Source organism: Sporosarcina sp. 6E9 (assembly GCF_017921835.1).
In the GTDB taxonomy this organism is placed as follows: domain Bacteria; phylum Bacillota; class Bacilli; order Bacillales_A; family Planococcaceae; genus Sporosarcina.
In genome coordinates this window covers 2,311,794-2,328,074 of record NZ_JAGEMN010000001.1, presented here as the reverse complement: position 1 = coordinate 2,328,074, position 16,281 = coordinate 2,311,794, and the positions used below count along the sequence as shown (strand labels likewise).

At 43.5% G+C, this 16,281-nt stretch carries 16 protein-coding genes and 1 riboswitch; of the genes, 15 read left to right on the top strand and 1 reads right to left on the bottom strand.

The window, feature by feature from the left end:
- Positions 1-254: 254 nt before the first annotated feature.
- A riboswitch (cobalamin riboswitch) is annotated at positions 255-439 on the top strand.
- A gap of 118 nt (positions 440-557) precedes the next feature.
- From J4G36_RS11415 to J4G36_RS11360, 12 genes are read left to right on the top strand one after another with little or no spacing between them, the layout of a single operon-like run.
- On the top strand, positions 558-1,535 hold the full coding sequence (locus tag J4G36_RS11415) for an ABC transporter substrate-binding protein (RefSeq protein WP_210470261.1): 978 nt from the start codon (positions 558-560) through the stop codon (positions 1,533-1,535).
- A 46-nt stretch (positions 1,536-1,581) separates the two neighbouring features.
- A complete protein-coding gene (locus tag J4G36_RS11410; RefSeq protein WP_483315899.1) occupies positions 1,582-2,523 on the top strand; it encodes a FecCD family ABC transporter permease in 942 nt (313 codons plus the stop codon).
- 1 nt (position 2,524) lies between these two features.
- Positions 2,525-3,997 carry a heme ABC transporter ATP-binding protein gene (locus tag J4G36_RS11405; RefSeq protein ID WP_210470257.1) on the top strand — a complete coding sequence of 491 codons (1,473 nt, stop codon included), beginning with the start codon at positions 2,525-2,527 and terminating at the stop codon, positions 3,995-3,997.
- Entirely contained in the window at positions 3,985-4,953 is a 969-nt protein-coding gene (gene cbiB / locus J4G36_RS11400) for an adenosylcobinamide-phosphate synthase CbiB (RefSeq protein ID WP_210470255.1), read from the top strand. The genes J4G36_RS11405 and cbiB overlap by 13 nt, the downstream gene beginning before the upstream one ends.
- Complete coding sequence (locus J4G36_RS11395) at positions 4,940-6,019, top strand: pyridoxal phosphate-dependent aminotransferase (protein WP_210470253.1); 1,080 nt, start codon at positions 4,940-4,942, stop codon at positions 6,017-6,019. Before cbiB ends, J4G36_RS11395 begins: the two co-directional genes overlap by 14 nt.
- Positions 6,001-6,591, top strand: a complete 591-nt coding sequence (locus J4G36_RS11390; RefSeq protein WP_210470251.1) for a bifunctional adenosylcobinamide kinase/adenosylcobinamide-phosphate guanylyltransferase — start codon at positions 6,001-6,003, stop codon at positions 6,589-6,591. The genes J4G36_RS11395 and J4G36_RS11390 overlap by 19 nt, the downstream gene beginning before the upstream one ends.
- A gap of 15 nt (positions 6,592-6,606) precedes the next feature.
- Positions 6,607-7,371 (top strand): adenosylcobinamide-GDP ribazoletransferase, encoded by a 765-nt coding sequence (cobS, locus tag J4G36_RS11385; RefSeq protein WP_210470248.1) that lies wholly within the window; start codon positions 6,607-6,609, stop codon positions 7,369-7,371.
- A complete protein-coding gene (locus J4G36_RS11380) occupies positions 7,344-7,961 on the top strand; it encodes a histidine phosphatase family protein (protein ID WP_210470246.1) in 618 nt (205 codons plus the stop codon). The genes cobS and J4G36_RS11380 overlap by 28 nt, the downstream gene beginning before the upstream one ends.
- On the top strand, positions 7,901-8,293 hold the full coding sequence (locus J4G36_RS11375; protein WP_210470244.1) for a bifunctional adenosylcobinamide kinase/adenosylcobinamide-phosphate guanylyltransferase: 393 nt from the start codon (positions 7,901-7,903) through the stop codon (positions 8,291-8,293). The genes J4G36_RS11380 and J4G36_RS11375 overlap by 61 nt, the downstream gene beginning before the upstream one ends.
- Positions 8,294-8,296: 3 nt before the next feature.
- Positions 8,297-8,884: a cob(I)yrinic acid a,c-diamide adenosyltransferase gene (locus J4G36_RS11370; protein WP_210470242.1), complete on the top strand. Its 588-nt coding sequence runs from the start codon at positions 8,297-8,299 to the stop codon at positions 8,882-8,884.
- Positions 8,885-8,886: 2 nt separating this feature from the next.
- The gene (locus J4G36_RS11365; RefSeq protein WP_210470240.1) at positions 8,887-9,372 is read left to right on the top strand and encodes an ECF transporter S component; all 486 of its coding nucleotides are present in this window, start codon (positions 8,887-8,889) and stop codon (positions 9,370-9,372) included.
- On the top strand, positions 9,369-10,049 hold the full coding sequence (locus tag J4G36_RS11360) for a hypothetical protein (protein ID WP_210470231.1): 681 nt from the start codon (positions 9,369-9,371) through the stop codon (positions 10,047-10,049). The genes J4G36_RS11365 and J4G36_RS11360 overlap by 4 nt, the downstream gene beginning before the upstream one ends.
- Positions 10,050-10,100: 51 nt before the next feature.
- On the opposite strand, the gene hpaB is transcribed toward J4G36_RS11360, so the two are convergent.
- Positions 10,101-11,555, bottom strand: a complete 1,455-nt coding sequence (gene hpaB / locus J4G36_RS11355; RefSeq protein WP_210470229.1) for a 4-hydroxyphenylacetate 3-monooxygenase, oxygenase component — start codon at positions 11,553-11,555, stop codon at positions 10,101-10,103.
- A gap of 335 nt (positions 11,556-11,890) precedes the next feature.
- Between hpaB and J4G36_RS11350 the strand changes: the two genes are divergently transcribed.
- The 3 genes from J4G36_RS11350 to J4G36_RS11340 all read left to right on the top strand — a co-directional run bounded on the left by J4G36_RS11350 (position 11,891) and on the right by J4G36_RS11340 (position 16,267).
- Entirely contained in the window at positions 11,891-14,041 is a 2,151-nt protein-coding gene (locus J4G36_RS11350) for a (Fe-S)-binding protein (RefSeq protein WP_210470227.1), read from the top strand.
- A 165-nt stretch (positions 14,042-14,206) separates the two neighbouring features.
- Positions 14,207-15,403 carry an acetyl-CoA C-acetyltransferase gene (locus J4G36_RS11345; protein WP_210470226.1) on the top strand — a complete coding sequence of 399 codons (1,197 nt, stop codon included), beginning with the start codon at positions 14,207-14,209 and terminating at the stop codon, positions 15,401-15,403.
- Between the two features lie 15 nt (positions 15,404-15,418).
- Entirely contained in the window at positions 15,419-16,267 is an 849-nt protein-coding gene (locus tag J4G36_RS11340; RefSeq protein ID WP_210470223.1) for a 3-hydroxybutyryl-CoA dehydrogenase, read from the top strand.
- The last annotated feature ends 14 nt before the right edge of the window (positions 16,268-16,281 follow it).

Here is a 16,281-nt window from a genome sequence, read left to right as displayed (position 1 = left end):
TTAGCGTGACAGGTTAGACCCCGCAGGAGCACGGTTTTCGCGACGAGGAGGCTAACCGCACGCCCCACGGAACGCGTCCGCTCGTAACGGAAATCAACATAGCTTATATGGTATTGATTAAAATGGAATACATAACGATCTAAGATGAGAAAAAATTTGCTTAACATAGTACCTACAAAAACTTGACGCAAGCAGTTCGTCACATTATCTCGACACGCTAGAAATTTATAAGTATACTAAAGGGTGAACTTAACTAACAGACCAAACATAAAGGTGCCTCGCTGTAACGAACGAGGTTAAAAGGGAAGTCGGTTTAATGCCGACGCGGTCCCGCCACTGTAAGTGTGAGCAATTCGCAGGAACGTCACTGGTAAATTCCGGGAAGACGCGAAACGCTGTGAACACGAGCCAGGAGACCTGCCTTTATGAAATCTGCCGAAACCTACGAGGAATAGGATTGGTGAAAATCTGCCCATTTGGCCATTAGATTTTTACTGATGACTTTCCTCCGTAGCAATACGGGGGATTTTTATTTGGAAATAATGGAGGAAAATAGAATGAAGAACTTATGGAAGTTAATGCTTACATCGATTTTGGCAGTATTTTTGCTCGCTGCATGTGGAGGAAATGCGGTCGATGATAAACCGAAAGAAAACGAATCCAACACAGAAAATGTAGCTGGAGAAGAAGTAGAAGCAGAATTCCCAGTTACATTGAAGGACGCTGTGGGCAATGAAGTAAAGATTGAAGTAGCGCCAACAAAAATTGTTTCTATGATTCCAAGTAACACAGAGATTTTATTTGGTCTTGATTTAGCGGATGAAATTGTCGGTGTGAGTGATTACGATGATTATCCGGCAGAAGCTGCTGAAAAAGATAAAATCGGTGCAATGGAATTTAATGTTGAAGCAATCATCGCTATGAATCCAGATATCGTTTTCGGACATGAATCAGCATACGGAATGTCTGAAGAAGGGTATCAGCAAATTCGAGATGCGGGAATTTCTGTATTTGTTGTGAAAGATGCGTTGAACTTTGAAGAAACGTACGAAACGATTGAAACAATCGGTAAAGCAACAGGGAAAACAAAAGAAGCAACTGAAATTATCGATAATATGAAAACAAAAGTAGATGAAGTCGTCGCAAAAGTAAAAGACGTCGATACGAAAAAAACGGTATTTGTTGAAACGTCACCGGCTCCTGAAATTTACACGCCAGGTGCGAAAACATTTGCACAAGAATTACTCGACTTAGTCGGCGCAGAAAATATTGCAGCAGACCAAGAAGGTTGGGTTCAAATGGATCCAGAAGAAATTATTAAACGTAACCCAGACGTCATTGTCGTTATGTACGATTACATAGACACTGCCGTTGAAGATGTTTACGCACGTGATGGCTTCGGCACAATTACAGCGATCAAAGAAAAAGCAGTCGTTCAAGTAGATGAAAACATCACAAGCCGCCAAGGTCCGCGTCTTGCTGAAGGACTTGAAGCTTATGCAAAGGCAATTTATCCAGAGGTTTTCGGTGAATAAATCAAGCGTTGCCTACATCGTATCCATCGCCACACTTGTTGTGGCGATGTGGCTCGGTGTATCAATCGGTACGGTGGATATCCCTTTAAGTACTTTATGGAATAGGGAAGCGGACGAAATCGCGACAAACATCCTATGGAAAATCCGTATGCCGAGGGTTTTATTGGCAGGACTTGTTGGTGCATCATTGGCGATTGCCGGTGCAGCATTCCAAGGACTTTTGAAGAACCCACTTGCAGATCCTTACACACTCGGAGTGTCATCCGGCGCCTCGGTTGGTGCTGTGATGACACTTTTTTTCAGTTTATCCATCCCGGTTCTAGGCAACTATACGCTACCGGTTTTCAGTATGATTGGCGCCGCGCTAACGATGTTTCTTGTGTTAGGGTTTGCGCGACTCGTTGACAGAGCGATGAAAATGGAAACCATAATATTAACAGGAATTATTTTTGGCTCATTTCTGGGGTCTGTATTATCCCTCATGATTGCCCTTACAGGCGAAGAATTACGGCAGATTATTGGTTGGCTTCTCGGCAGCGTTTCAATGCGTGGCTGGAACTACATCACAATGATTCTGCCTTTTGTCATCATCGGATCGACCATACTTTGGTTCAACCGTCGGGAATTAAATGCAATGTTATTCGGCGAAGAACGTGCGCATCACCTCGGCGTTAACGTCAAACGACGGAAATTCATGATCTTAATCGGCGGGTCAATTCTAACCGGATCAGCCGTTGCCGTATCAGGAACGATTGGGTTTATCGGTTTAGTAGTTCCACATATGACGAGACTCATGTGGGGAACGGATCACCGTCATTTATTAACATTATCCTTTATGAACGGCGCTTCTTTACTCATCATTTGCGATTTAGTCGCGCGCACCATCATTTCGCCAACAGAACTACCAGTCGGCGTCATTACCGCATTTATCGGTGCACCGGTCTTTGCATTCATCTTTTACCGTCAAAGAAGAAGAGGAGCGATGTAATATGTTACAAGTTGAAAACCTATCAGGCGGCTACGGCGATGAGTTAGTCGTAAACTCTGTCTCCTTCGACGTGAAAAGAGGCGAAGTGCTCGGCATTTTAGGACCGAACGGCAGCGGTAAGTCTACATTATTAAAAATAATATCGGGCATTTTATCTGCCGCGGGCGGTTCGGTAACGATTGACGGAAAAAAGGCATCCGATTACACGCAAAAGGAATTCGCTCGAAAAGTAGCGGTCTTGCCCCAACTTCATGCCCATGCATTTTCTCATTCAGTACGAGAAACAGTTGAACTTGGAAGATATCCGCACCAAACAGGAATCTTTTCATCTTGGTCAAATGAAGACGAAAGGGCCGTTACGGAAGCGATGAAAAGCACAGCTGTCACGCGCTATGAAAACCAGTCCATTGAATTATTGTCGGGAGGGGAACAGCAACGCGTTTTCGTCGCCCAGGCACTCGCCCAAGTCGCTCCGATTTTATTATTGGACGAACCGACAAACCACTTGGATATTGCCCATCAACAACAACTGATGGACACAATACGAAAAGAAGCGGTCGGAAAAGGACTTACCGTTATCTCAGTATTCCACGACATTAACTTAGCTGCATTATATTGTGATCGACTATTACTTATGGACAACGGCAAGATTTCAACAATTGGCCCGCCGCAAGAAGTCGTAAAAGAACAATCGATAGAAACCGTTTATCATGCGCGCGTAAAAACACAGCCGCATCCGGAATTGCCAAAGCCGCAAATCACATTACTTCCGGATGTTAATAGTGAAAAAATAGTTGCAAAAGTGACCAGAGAGAATTTTTTCAGCTCAGAAGAATTTGTCGTTTTCCGAGCCAGTCAACCGCTAAAAACTGTATCATCAGCAGTTCATAATGCGGGCATGGGGTGGTATCGGACTTTTGTAAACCGTCATGTGGACAGTACTTATAACCACGATGATGTGAAAAGCGAAATGGCAACGTATCTAGAAACAAAGGGGTTTCCATTAACTGAAACCGTGGCAATGATGACAGCCGTTACGACAGAACACGTTGAAATAGGCGAATATGCGGGCGACTTCGGAAAAGTATATATTGCAGTGACTGCTGGAATCGGCAATGCAGTCGATGTATCGCAAGCCATCACACGCGATGAAACACCAAAAGTAGGCACAATCAATACATGGGTCATCATCAATGGACAATTACCGGATGAAGCATTTATTCAAGCGATGATCACCGCAACTGAATCAAAGTCAAAAGCGCTTCAAGTAGAAAACATAAAAGATCCTTTAACCGAAACGATAGCAACTGGAACGTCTACAGACAGTATCCTTATCGCAGCTACTCAACAAGGAAAAATGCTTCCATACGCGGGTCCAATTACGGAACTAGGCAAACTCATCGCACAAGGAGTCTTCGATTGCACCGTGAAAGCGATTCAAGCGTATAAGAAAGCGAAAGGATGGTCAACTTGATACCGGCGCACTTCATAGCCATTGCAATTGGTTTTTTTCTGGATCGCCTCATTGGTGATCCACCGAAATGGCCACATCCCGTCCGTTGGATTGGCACGCTAATTACTCAACTGACGACTCGGTTCAATAAAGGGAAAAACCGTACGTTAAAAGGCGCAATCACGCTTATAATTACTGTGATTGTTGTTTTTTCGATTGTATTCGTCCTTGTCGAATTTGCATATTCTCTCCATTTATTGGTGGGCATTGCGATAGAGAGTCTTCTAATCGCCGTCGGTCTCGCACAAAAAAGCTTGAGAGATGCTGCAATGGACGTTTACAATCCACTTATCGCAGGTGAAATCTCCGATGCGCGGACAAAACTATCTTGGATTGTCGGCCGAGATACCGATAAGCTTGATGAAAGTGAAATTTCACGAGCAACGATTGAAACGGTATCGGAAAACATTGCAGATGGGGTCACATCGCCGCTTTTTTGGGCATTCTTATTCGGTGCACCGGGATTATGGTTGTATAAAGCAGTCAATACATTGGATTCAATGATTGGCTATAAAGATGAGCGTTATGAGAAATTCGGCAAGTTTTCAGCACGCGCTGATGATTTACTTAACTTCATTCCAGCACGAATCACCGGACTATTATTGATTCTTTATGCACCAAATAAAAGCCAGCTCCCATTTCTGAAACGATTTTCAGGTTGGCTAAAAGATGCCCGTCGACACCCAAGTCCGAATAGCGGATACTTGGAAGCAGCCACTGCCTGGCAACTAGGCGTTTCACTAGGCGGAAAAGCAACGTATCGGGGGAGGAATTCAGAGCGGCCAAAGCTCGGACCCGCTCTGGTTCCATTGGATGCGACGCATATAAAAGCATCTATATTTGAACTACATGTCATTTCGTTCTTTTTTTGGTTTATAGGTACAGTCTTAGGAGTGATGATCTATGCAATTACCTGAACATGGCGCAAATCCATTTAAACTATACAAAAAACTCGGTGTCATTCCGCCGGATAATGTGTTGGACTTTAGTGAAAATGTCAATCCAGCAGGTCCGCCGAGTAGCGTCAAAAAAATATGGGCCGATTTGTTGGGTCGAATAAATCAATATCCTGATCCTGAAGGGGAGCCGTTTTTAACGGCCGCTGAAAACTTCCATCAAATTGACAGGAAATCTTTGATCTTAGGAAACGGAGCAGCGGAACTATTATCACTGATTGCTGAAAGGTACAGAGGAAAAAGCGCAGTGATTGTCCATCCGACTTTTTCAGAATATGAGGCAACATTGAAAGCGAAAAACGTTGAAATCGTTCGTGTTCTATCCACTGAAGAAAGTGGATTCAAATTACCGATGAATGACATTCAACAAGCAATGGAAAATGCATCCGTACTCTATTTATGTACACCAAATAATCCGACAGGAATCTTACCTGGGCGGGAAGAACTGATCAAACTAGTTCGTCACGGCGCGAAAGTGAACTGCGAAATCGTCCTAGACGAAGCATTTATCGATTTTATAGATGAATCGCTATCATTCATATCAGGGATAAAAGAATTTCCACACGTAATCATCGTCCGTTCGATGACGAAAATGTATTCCATTCCTGGAATACGTCTCGGTTATGCCGTCGCAAATCCAACCATTATTTCAGAAATCAAAGCACATACTCCGCATTGGAATGTGAACGGCATTGCGGCGCAAATCGGCGCATTATGTTTGGGCGAAGCTGAGTACCGAGAAAAGTCGATTCGACAGAGCGATGCCCAACGAAGCAGTTTGAAAGTGTTTCTTGAAATGAACGGTTGTACAGTGACTGATTCCGTCGTGAACTTTCTTTCATTCAAACCAGGCGGGAACCGAACAACACGTCAACTCCATGAAGATTTATTACATAGAGGAATCGTCCTTCGACATTCAGAGAACTTCTACGGCATGGACGGTGAGTGGTTGAGAATCGGCATGAAGAACCCTGAAGAAATGGCTGTCTTAAAAGAGGAGTTGGCAAAATGGTTCGCGGAAAACTGACGTTCATAAGCGGTGGTGTTCGAAGCGGGAAAAGTGCTTTTGCCGAAAAGATACTCGTCGAACAAGCTGAAAGTTGCGATGGCCGGCTCATCTATATTGCATCCGGAACTGTGACGGACGCTGAAATGGGGCTACGCATAAAAACCCATCGACAAGACCGCGCTGAAAATAACTGGTTGACGATTGAACAACCGGTGAAGTTGGAAGAAGTCATTCCATTCATTCGGGAAAATGATTTCGTCCTCTGGGATTGTTTAACAACTTGGCTGGCGAATGAATTGTATGCTGGGTGGGAAACAGGGACGTCTTGTATCGAAGAAACAGGTTGCATGGAGCGGAAAGGAACGCAACTCTACAAAACAATCGATTCGATTTTATTAAAAGCCAGAGAGTTCGTCATCGTATCAAACGAAATACTCGATGATTTACGGCCAATCGATAAGGAAACAGAAACCTATCGTAAATGGTTAGGCCAACTTCATCAAAACATCGTGAAAAAAGCAAGCAATGCCATCGAAATGGAATTTGGTGTGGCCACATATTGGAAGTCGTCTCAACAACTCAAATCTTAAGCGCGGAGGATGAATATGAACGGGATTTTACTGGCACTTCAATTTTTCACTGTGCTTCCGATACGAAAAGAGTTGCCGCTTGGTCGAAAAGAAGTGACGGCGATGTACATAGCGCTTCCCTTTGTCGGTGCGACAATCGGACTCCTGATGTACGGTGTTTCTGAACTACTATTAAGCGGACTTTCGACAGGCACATTCCTCGCCGCTGTATGCATCGTGTTGACGGGAATCCTACTAACAGGCGGTTTGCATTTCGACGGATGGACCGACACCGGGGACGCATTCTTTTCCTATCAAGACAGGGAAAAACGTCTTGAAATTATGGAAGATCCAAGAATTGGCGCGTTCGGTACAATGGCGCTACTATTCCTTATCCTAATAAAAATTGCGCTGTTTAACGAAATCTTGGAAAAAGGTATCGCGTATTTTATATTGTTTCTCGCCATCCCTTTTCTTGCACGTGTTGGGATGACTATTTACTTTTCTAAGACACCTACCGCCAAAAGTTCAGGGCTCGCGTACTTTTTTCAAGAAAAACTTCATTCGAAAATCGTGGTCATCGTGTCATCACTAAGTGGAATCGCTATCTTAATCGCAGTCTGGCTTATGGTTGAAAGTGTTATCGTTCCACTTCTCTTATTCATCCTGTTGGCAATCGGAATTTTACGCTTTCGTCACTGGTCCTTAAAACATTTCGGGGGCGTAACAGGCGATTTATCAGGCGCATTTATTGAAGGGATGGAGGTCATTTTATGGATTGCGGTGTTACTGTTCATTTAATCCGTCATCTTCCCACACTTGGCAATCAAAAACGGCAGTACATTGGTTGGACAGACGAATCGATTTTACCAACCGACGAACCGGGTTCAGCGAGGCTGCCTCGGAAACCTACAATCGTTTATGGTAGCGACTTACTGCGCTGTCGTGAAAGCGCAGCACTGTATTTTCCTGAAGCGGTTTATGAAACTGACAAGCGGTTCCGTGAAAGTCATTTCGGTGCTTGGGAAGGAAAAACGTATGAAATGTTGAAAGATAACATGACGTATCGTTCTTGGATAGATGATCCTTATGAAAACAAACCTCCGAATGGGGAAAGTTTACAGGAAGTGAACAGACGAGTACTTGCTGCACTTACAGAATTACTTGAAGAACAATCGGAGTACTTTATCGTCACTCATGGCGGTCCAATCCGGTTGATGTTAACGCAGTTTTCACCTAAAAAACAAGACTTTTGGTTCTGGAGGATTCCACATGGATCGATTTGGTCATTGAAATGGAATCATCGTAACGACTTTGTGGAGGGGAAAAAATGCACGTCATTATCGGCGGTGCCCATAACGGGAAACGAGCGTTTGTTCAAAAATTACTAAGTAAGCAGCATGCAGAAGGCGTAAGTTGGCATGAGGGAGAAGTACCAGCGCCCGGAAAGCATGCCGTTGTCATAGCGGGACTAGAAAATTGGTTGGCGCAATGTGAATTAAGTGAAGAAAAAGCTATTGATCAGATAGTAGAAGCGGTAGAAAATCGTCCAGCTATTGTTATTTTAACCGATATTAGTCGCGGCATTGTGCCGATGGAGGCTGAACTTCGAAAACTACGTGATACATGCGGCAGAGTGTATCAACGACTATTCGCAGAAGCGAGTGAAGTAACAAAGGTTTGGTACGGCATTCCGCAAAACATAAAGAAAAGGGGAGAATAGAAGATGAAGATTTACACAAAAACTGGGGACAAAGGCAAAACAAGTTTAATAGGTGGACGTGTCGACAAAGACGATCTTCGCGTTGAAGCCTATGGCACAATGGATGAACTAAACTCATTCGTAGGAAAGGCAATGACGGAACTCGATCCAACTAAATTTGCAGATTTACTTGAAGACCTTGAAGCGATTCAAAATGAGTTATTCGACGGGGGCGGAGATCTTTCAAACGTCATGAAAGAACGCCATTATAAATTAACGGAAGAACCAATTGAAGTGCTGGAGAAGCGAATTGATGATTTAATGAATGAGGCACCGCCACTTGAAAAGTTCATTTTACCAGGCGGATCTCCTGCGGCTGCATCGCTACACATTGCGCGCACAGTTACTAGACGCGCTGAACGTCAAACGGTGACTTTGATGAAAGCGGAGGTAGATGTATCACCAGTTGTCAGTCGCTATTTAAATCGACTTTCCGATTACTTTTTCGTCGCAGCTCGCATCGCAAACTCACGCATCAACATTCCGGATAATGAATATGTACGTAGTGCGAAGGTATTTCGAACAGAGAATACCGATAAGAAAAAGGATTAAAAATGAAACTTAAACATCTAACACTAACCGCCATGTTTACTGCCTTATGTGCAGTTGGCGGGTTAGTGAAAATCCCGCTAGGCATCGGTTCAACTGCACTCGATTCTGCCCCGGCCCTTCTAGCGGCAGCATTTTTACCACCCATTTTTTCAGGAACCGCGGCACTTTTGGGTCATACGGCATCGGCTATGTATGCAGGATTTCCGCTCGGTCCTTTTCATCTGCTCATTGCACTTGAAATGTTCATCATCGTCTGGATTTTCGCGCGCCTTCATAAAGCAAAAAAGAACGTATTGAAATGGATTGTTTTTATCGGCGCAAACGGCTTACTCGCACCATTACCATTTTACTTTCTTATATCACCGGCATTCTTCATAGGCGCAGTACCAGCCATTTTCATCGCGACAGTGATAAATGCCGTGATCGCAGCAATTATATTCCCGGCACTAAAACATGTGAAAGGCAAAGGATTAGGTGGATTTCAATGAGAAACGCAATGGATATCGGCAATGGTTTTATGCTTACAACTGACAATTCAGGCGGCATCGGTGAAAAAGCAGGGGATTATGTATCAGTTCCAGACAATGTAACCGCATATTTTGCCGCCCGAGTCGCCTTACTAGAACAATGGGCAGCAAATGCCGAGCCTGTCACCGTATTGATTCATAATTTTAGCGGAAGCAAAAGCTGGGAAAAATACGTCCAAGGTGTAGAGGATTTATTCCGAGAGGCAGGCCTAAAAAAAACAACAATTACAGGTAGTTCAGAAACAAACATGGACCTGATCCAATCAGCTGTTGCGGTGACCATGATTGGGAAGAAAAATCCCGCGCCAAATCATGACGATATCCAATGGTTCACCTACGGAATCCCTCTCGTAGGCAGTGAAGTAACCGAACAAGCCCATAAAATAGCCAGCCTTCGAAAAATTCGTGAAGCAATGGACATCGGAATGATAGATAAACTATGGCCAGTAGGTTCCCGTGGGATTCTAGCAGAGGCACGAGAATTGACACAAAATGATAACCTGTCCGTTGAATCAATTGTTGATGTAGAAAAATCCGCCGGTCCCGCGACGGTCGTCATCGTCGGAATCCCCACATCCCAAATCCAAAATGCCTATGCACATTTTGGAGAGTTTTTTTATGAGCTACATATGAAATAACTCATTCTTCTTCAACTACACATGCGGTAGTTGAAGAAGAATGTAAGATATTCACTTACTCTTCTTTTTTAAATTTAAGAAATTGGTCACTGCCTTTACATATTCACTTTTTGGATATTTTTTATATAAATCGCTTGCTAAGCGAATGGGGTCGCCAAAAAAGTATCGCTCATATTGAGTTTGTCTCGTTCCAAATGAACTCATTGTTAGATCCCAAGCTAAACGAAATATTTTTACTCGTTCCTCTGCGGTCTTCGTGGCGCCTTTAAGATATAAATTTAAGTCAGTTCCAATAATAGATTGAAATGCTTTTTCAGTTGGCAACGTAACCATTCCACTTGCCCCGATTAGTTGGACAATTTCAATGAAACGAGGATAGATTTTAGGGAATATATTACTCGCAACTTGAAGCGGAAATATTTCTGGTCGCATATAACCCCATTCATCTAATTTTGCGTTGTTTTCCGATTTCTCCAACAAGGCTTTCATCGTTTCTAGTCCAATGATAATTTCTGACATCTTCTCTTGGATATGTTGATACTCGCCAATTTTAATCGTTTCGATCAGAAGTTCAGCGATACCCAGGACGAACTCCGTTTTCACAATTTGTCTGATTAACACCTGGTGCTTCGTAAAGGGATGGAAAGAGCTTTGAATTGGAAATTCTTCAGCTACCTTCGCATTGTTGTAATAAAACACTCGATTCCAAGGGACTAATACATTGTCAAAGACAATGATAGAATCCGTTTCTTCGAACCGCGAGCTTAAGGGATGATTAAAAGAAGATTGACCCCCGATGAATGTATCCCTACAAATAAACTTTATTCCTTTCGTGTTGGCAGGGATAGAAAAAGCGAAAGCTTGATCTTCATTAAATAGAAATTTCCCAACGCTAAATACTAAAACTTCATCTGTTAAACCACCCTGTGTAGCCAGAAGACGGGCACCTTTTATAATAATTCCTTCCTCATTTTTATCAACAACTTTTGCGGCAATGGGCTCTTCGCTATTTTCAAAGTAGATAGGAGAGCGATTCACTTGTGGAGAAATAAAGGTATGCGTAAAAGACAGATCATTTTCCCTGGCCAATTCATAAAACGTCTGTAAATTACTTGGAAAACAGTTTTCTTTATTTTTTAAAAAGGTTACTGAAGAAGCAAAACTCATTAAAACCGTGTTCAAATAATCCGGGCTTCGTCCCATGATCCCCCCTGAATACCTAGCCCAACGTTCAATCATCTTCCTTCTTCTGATTAAGTCCTCTTTCGTTTTTGGTTGCAAATAGGAAAGACCAATAGCCTCTCCCGATACTGGTGAAATAAATGTCATCTCGTCTTTTATTTTTGGGTCATGTTGCAAATCATATAAAGCCGCTTTTGACTGAATAAGTCCTTTAAAGGCAGGGTGTTTAGAGAGCAGTCCCTCAATTTTTTCACCATCGAACCAAATTTCATTCTTTAGCCGATTTAAACGGTTAATATAATCTTTACCAGTGATAGCCCCCATACTTCACCCCCTTAATTTAATCGATCTATCTATAAATATGCGAAGATAACAAGTATCAACACTGTAAATCCTGTATGCTTTTATTACGATATCTAAAATTAACTTATGAGAATAGCGCATGCTGATATTCCATCTTTACCCAAAGCGTTGATCCTAGTTTGCTCTACAAGAAAACATCCAGTATAAAATCAGAATCACATAATTTTTTCAATATTACCATTGACTGAATGCTCATTCATTATTATACTGAAAATAGATTATCGACATTAGCCTATTTTTCTACTACACTATTCACAACGTTAAAAGTTTCACTATTTTGAAAGGGGAGAAAACAATTGGACCCATTGCTCATTGCGAACTGGATTTTATTCCTCGCTGTCGTAGCCTATGCGTTAGCACTATTCACGCATTTAATTAAAACAAGAATACAATTTATCAAACTCGGAAGAAAAACAGAGTTCGATGAGAATGTTAGAGAACGTCTACGCAACATCTGGATCTATGTTTTCGGACAAAAGAAATTACTGAAAGACAAAAAGAGCGGAATCATCCACGTCCTGTTCTTCTACGGATTCTTGATGGTACAATTCGGGGCGATTGACCTTATTTGGAAAGGACTGAAACCAGGTTCGCATTTACCATTCGGACCGGTCTACGGATTCTTCACGTTCTTCCAAGAAATCGTCGTCTTTATGATTTTAATCGCCGTAGTATGGGCCTTCCACCGCCGTTACGTTGAAAAACTCGTTCGTCTAAAACGCGGTTGGAAATCAGGACTCGTGCTCATTTTCATTGGCGGATTAATGCTTTCGACACTATTAGCGAACGGCATGAATATGATTTGGCAAGGAAATGCATTAACGTGGACGGAGCCAATGGCATCTTCCATCGCATTCATTTTCGGCGGAATTCCAACTGTCGCCGCTGCAAGCGTTTTCTTTGTTGCTTGGTGGATTCACTTACTCATTCTATTAACATTCTTGATCTATGTACCACAATCAAAACACGCGCACTTAATTGCAGGTCCTGCAAACGTTTACTTTCACCGTCTTGATAACGTTGGAAGACTGATTCCAATCGATTTCTCAGCGCTGGAAGAAGAAACAGAAAACGAAGAAGACATGCCAGCACTCGGCGTAGGGAAAATTACAGACTTCACGCAGCTACAAATGATCGACTTTTACGCTTGTGTTGAATGTGGACGCTGTACGAATATGTGTCCTGCAACCGGAACTGGAAAAATGTTATCGCCGATGGACTTGATCACAAAGCTTCGCGATAACTTAACAAATCACGGTGCGCTTGTGACGAAACAAAAGCCTTGGGTGCCCGCACCGATGTTTGCCGAAACAAAAGGAAACCAAATCGCCATGGCTGCTGGACTTGAAGGCGCTACCATGGACGAAATTTATAACCCGTCACTCATCGGCGATGTCATTACCGAAGAAGAAATTTGGGCGTGCACAACTTGCCGTAACTGTGAAGACCAATGTCCAGTGATGAACGAACATGTCGACAAAATTATCGACCTACGTCGTCACCTCGTCATGGTCGAAGGGAAAATGGATCCAGATGCACAACGCGCGATGACAAACATCGAGCGCCAAGGAAATCCATGGGGCTTGAACCGTAAAGAAAAGGAAAACTGGAGAGATTCAAGACCGGACCTTCATATTCCGACTGTTAAAGAGATGAAAAAAGCGGACGAGGAATTCGAGTACCTATTCTGGGTTGGATCAATGGGCGCATTCGACAATCGTTCACAAAAAATCGCTCTGTCATTCGCACATTTGTTAAACAAAGCCGGTATCAAGTTCGCAATTCTTGGCAATAAAGAAAAGAACTCTGGAGATACACCGAGACGCCTTGGAAACGAGTTTTTATTCCAAGAACTTGCCGAATCAAATATTAAAGAATTCGAAAAAGCTGGCGTGACAAAAATTATTACAACAGACCCGCATGCATACAATATTTTCAAGAATGAATACCCGGATTTCGGATTCAAAGCAGAAGTGATTCACCATACCGAATTGCTTTTCGACTTAGTCCAAAACGGAACACTGAAACCTGTTCACCCGATCAATGAAACAATCACGTTCCATGATTCCTGTTACTTAGGCCGTTACAACGACGTCTATGACCCGCCTCGTGAAATTCTGAGAGCAATTCCAGGCGTCGAATTAGTCGAAATGAAACGCAACCGTCAAGACGGCATGTGCTGTGGCGCGGGCGGCGGACTCATGTGGATGGAAGAAGATACAGGACATCGCGTGAACGTAGCACGAACAGAACAAGCCATCGAAGTGAACCCGGGCATTATTTCTTCAGGTTGTCCATATTGCTTAACGATGTTGTCAGACGGCACGAAAGCGAAAGAAGTCGAAGATACAATCGGCACATACGATATCGCGGAACTGCTCGAGCGTTCAATTTTTGGCGAGGACTTCGTAGCAGCAACTGAAGAAGTCGATTCAGTTTTACAATAATAATAGACTATTGCGGCTAGTAAAAAGATACGATATACTAAGAGTAATTGGATGGGAGTGGAACTCACTCCCACTTTTCTTGAAATGTTGTCGAGCGAGCGTTCAGTCGCTGTAATTTCACAGTAAATGAAAGCGTTAACAAATAATGCAAGGGAGGCGTTCAACTTGAATAAAACAGTCATACTTGATGGAGCAAGAACGGCATTCGGAAGATTCGGAGGGGCCCTATCCACTCTTTCGGCAAGTGATCTCGGGGGAGTCGCCATAAAAGAAGCGTTAACTCGTTCCGGCGTGAAGGAAGATGAAGTCGATGAAGTCATTATAGGAACGGTATTGCAAGCTGGCCAAGGACAAATTCCTTCCAGGCAAGCAGCCACAAAAGCGGGACTTCCGTGGCGCACAAAAACAGAAACCATTAACAAAGTATGCGCCTCAGGAATGCGTAGCGTCACACTTGGCGACCAACTCATCCGTCTTGGCGATGAAGAGGTAATCGTTGCAGGCGGCATGGAATCCATGTCGAACGCACCGTATTATTTACCAAAAGCGCGATTCGGTTTAAAAATGGGCGATGCACCGCTCATCGACGGTATGGTTTTTGACGGACTTTCCTGTTCGTTTTCACCAGATAACGTCCATATGGGCACCTATGGCAATAAAACCGCGGATGAGTTTTCGCTTGGTCGCGAAACACAAGACGAATGGGCGCTACGCAGTCATGAACGCGCACTAACCGCAATTGACGATGGTTTATTCGCGGAAGAAATTGTTCCCGTTGAAATCACGCAGCGCCGCGGCGACCCGTTAAAAGTCGACACAGACGAAGCACCGCGTCGTGATACGTCCCTAGAAACACTCGCAAAACTGCGACCGGCATTCGGAAAAGATGGAACAATTACCGCAGGAAATGCACCTGGCATAAATGACGGCGCATGTGCACTCGTATTAATGAATGAAGAACGCGCAGAAAGAGAAGGCAAAAATGTGCTCGCAACAATTATCGGTCATGCAGAAGTCGCAATCGAGCCAGCAGACTTTCCGCAAACACCAGGGCTTGTCATTAATAAGATTTTGGAAAAAACAGGAAAAACCCTGGAAGAAATCGACCTTTTTGAAATCAATGAAGCCTTTGCAGCCGTTGCGCTCGCAAGTTCCAAAATCGCAAAACTCGATCCGGAAAAAGTAAATGTCAACGGAGGCGCAGTCGCGTTAGGTCACCCGATTGGGGCTAGTGGCGCGCGCATTATTTTAACACTTGCTTATGAACTTAAACGACGCGGCGGAGGAATCGGCATTGCCTCGATTTGTTCGGGCGGCGGTCAAGGTGACGCGATTATGATTGAAGTTCCGAAGTCGAAATAATACGGGGGAATTAAAATGAAAATCCAAAAGGTAATGGTAATCGGCGCTGGGCAAATGGGCGGGGGAATCGCTCAAGTATGCGCCCAGGCGGGATACGATGTGTTATTAAATGATATTAAAGAAGAATCCTATATAAAAGGACTTGCGGTCATCTCAAAAAACCTTTCACGAAATGTGGAAAAAGGACGCATGTCGGAAGAAGAAAAAACAGCAGTTCTCGGACGCATCACGAAATCGTTAAATCTACAAGATGCCAAGCATGCAGATATCGTGATCGAAGCAGCAGTTGAAAACATGGAAGTCAAACGGTCGATTTTCGAAAAACTTGATGAAATCGCGCTAGAACGTGCGATTCTTGCATCGAATACATCATCACTTCCGATTACAGAAATTGCAGCCGCAACCAATCGACCTGAAAAAGTAATCGGCATGCACTTCATGAACCCGGTACCTGTGATGAAACTTGTTGAAATTATTCGCGGACTGGCAACAGATGATGAGGTTTACGAAGCAGTCGAAACGATGACAAAAAAATTATCGAAAGTGCCAGTCGAAGTGAATGATTTCCCGGGATTCGTCGCAAACCGCATACTCATGCCAATGATCAATGAAGCAATTTATACACTCTACGAAGGCGTCGCGACAAAAGAAGCCATCGATGACGTGATGAAACTCGGCATGAACCACCCAATGGGGCCGCTGCAATTAGCGGATTTCATCGGACTCGATACATGCTTATACATTATGGAAACATTGCACGAAGGATTCGGCGATTCAAAATACCGCCCATGCCCATTGCTGAGAAAATACGTAAAAGCTGGTTGGCTCGGGAAGAAAACAGGCAGAGGATTTTACCAGTACTAAATTAGATTCTAAAT

Bases quoted from the DNA above. Each gene is read 5' to 3' on its own strand.
- J4G36_RS11370 (WP_210470242.1), top strand. From the start codon at position 8,297: ATGAAGATTTACACAAAAACTGGGGACAAAGGCAAAACAAGTTTAATA.
- J4G36_RS11365 (WP_210470240.1), top strand. From the start codon at position 8,887: ATGAAACTTAAACATCTAACACTAACCGCCATGTTTACTGCCTTATGT.
- hpaB (WP_210470229.1), bottom strand. From the start codon at position 11,555: ATGGGGGCTATCACTGGTAAAGATTATATTAACCGTTTAAATCGGCTA.
- J4G36_RS11360 (WP_210470231.1), top strand. From the start codon at position 9,369: ATGAGAAACGCAATGGATATCGGCAATGGTTTTATGCTTACAACTGAC.
- cbiB (WP_210470255.1), top strand. From the start codon at position 3,985: ATGGTCAACTTGATACCGGCGCACTTCATAGCCATTGCAATTGGTTTT.
- J4G36_RS11375 (WP_210470244.1), top strand. From the start codon at position 7,901: ATGCACGTCATTATCGGCGGTGCCCATAACGGGAAACGAGCGTTTGTT.
- J4G36_RS11380 (WP_210470246.1), top strand. From the start codon at position 7,344: ATGGATTGCGGTGTTACTGTTCATTTAATCCGTCATCTTCCCACACTT.
- J4G36_RS11415 (WP_210470261.1), top strand. From the start codon at position 558: ATGAAGAACTTATGGAAGTTAATGCTTACATCGATTTTGGCAGTATTT.
- J4G36_RS11390 (WP_210470251.1), top strand. From the start codon at position 6,001: ATGGTTCGCGGAAAACTGACGTTCATAAGCGGTGGTGTTCGAAGCGGG.
- J4G36_RS11405 (WP_210470257.1), top strand. From the start codon at position 2,525: ATGTTACAAGTTGAAAACCTATCAGGCGGCTACGGCGATGAGTTAGTC.
- J4G36_RS11410 (WP_483315899.1), top strand. From the start codon at position 1,582: ATGTGGCTCGGTGTATCAATCGGTACGGTGGATATCCCTTTAAGTACT.
- cobS (WP_210470248.1), top strand. From the start codon at position 6,607: ATGAACGGGATTTTACTGGCACTTCAATTTTTCACTGTGCTTCCGATA.
- J4G36_RS11395 (WP_210470253.1), top strand. From the start codon at position 4,940: ATGCAATTACCTGAACATGGCGCAAATCCATTTAAACTATACAAAAAA.
- J4G36_RS11340 (WP_210470223.1), top strand. From the start codon at position 15,419: ATGAAAATCCAAAAGGTAATGGTAATCGGCGCTGGGCAAATGGGCGGG.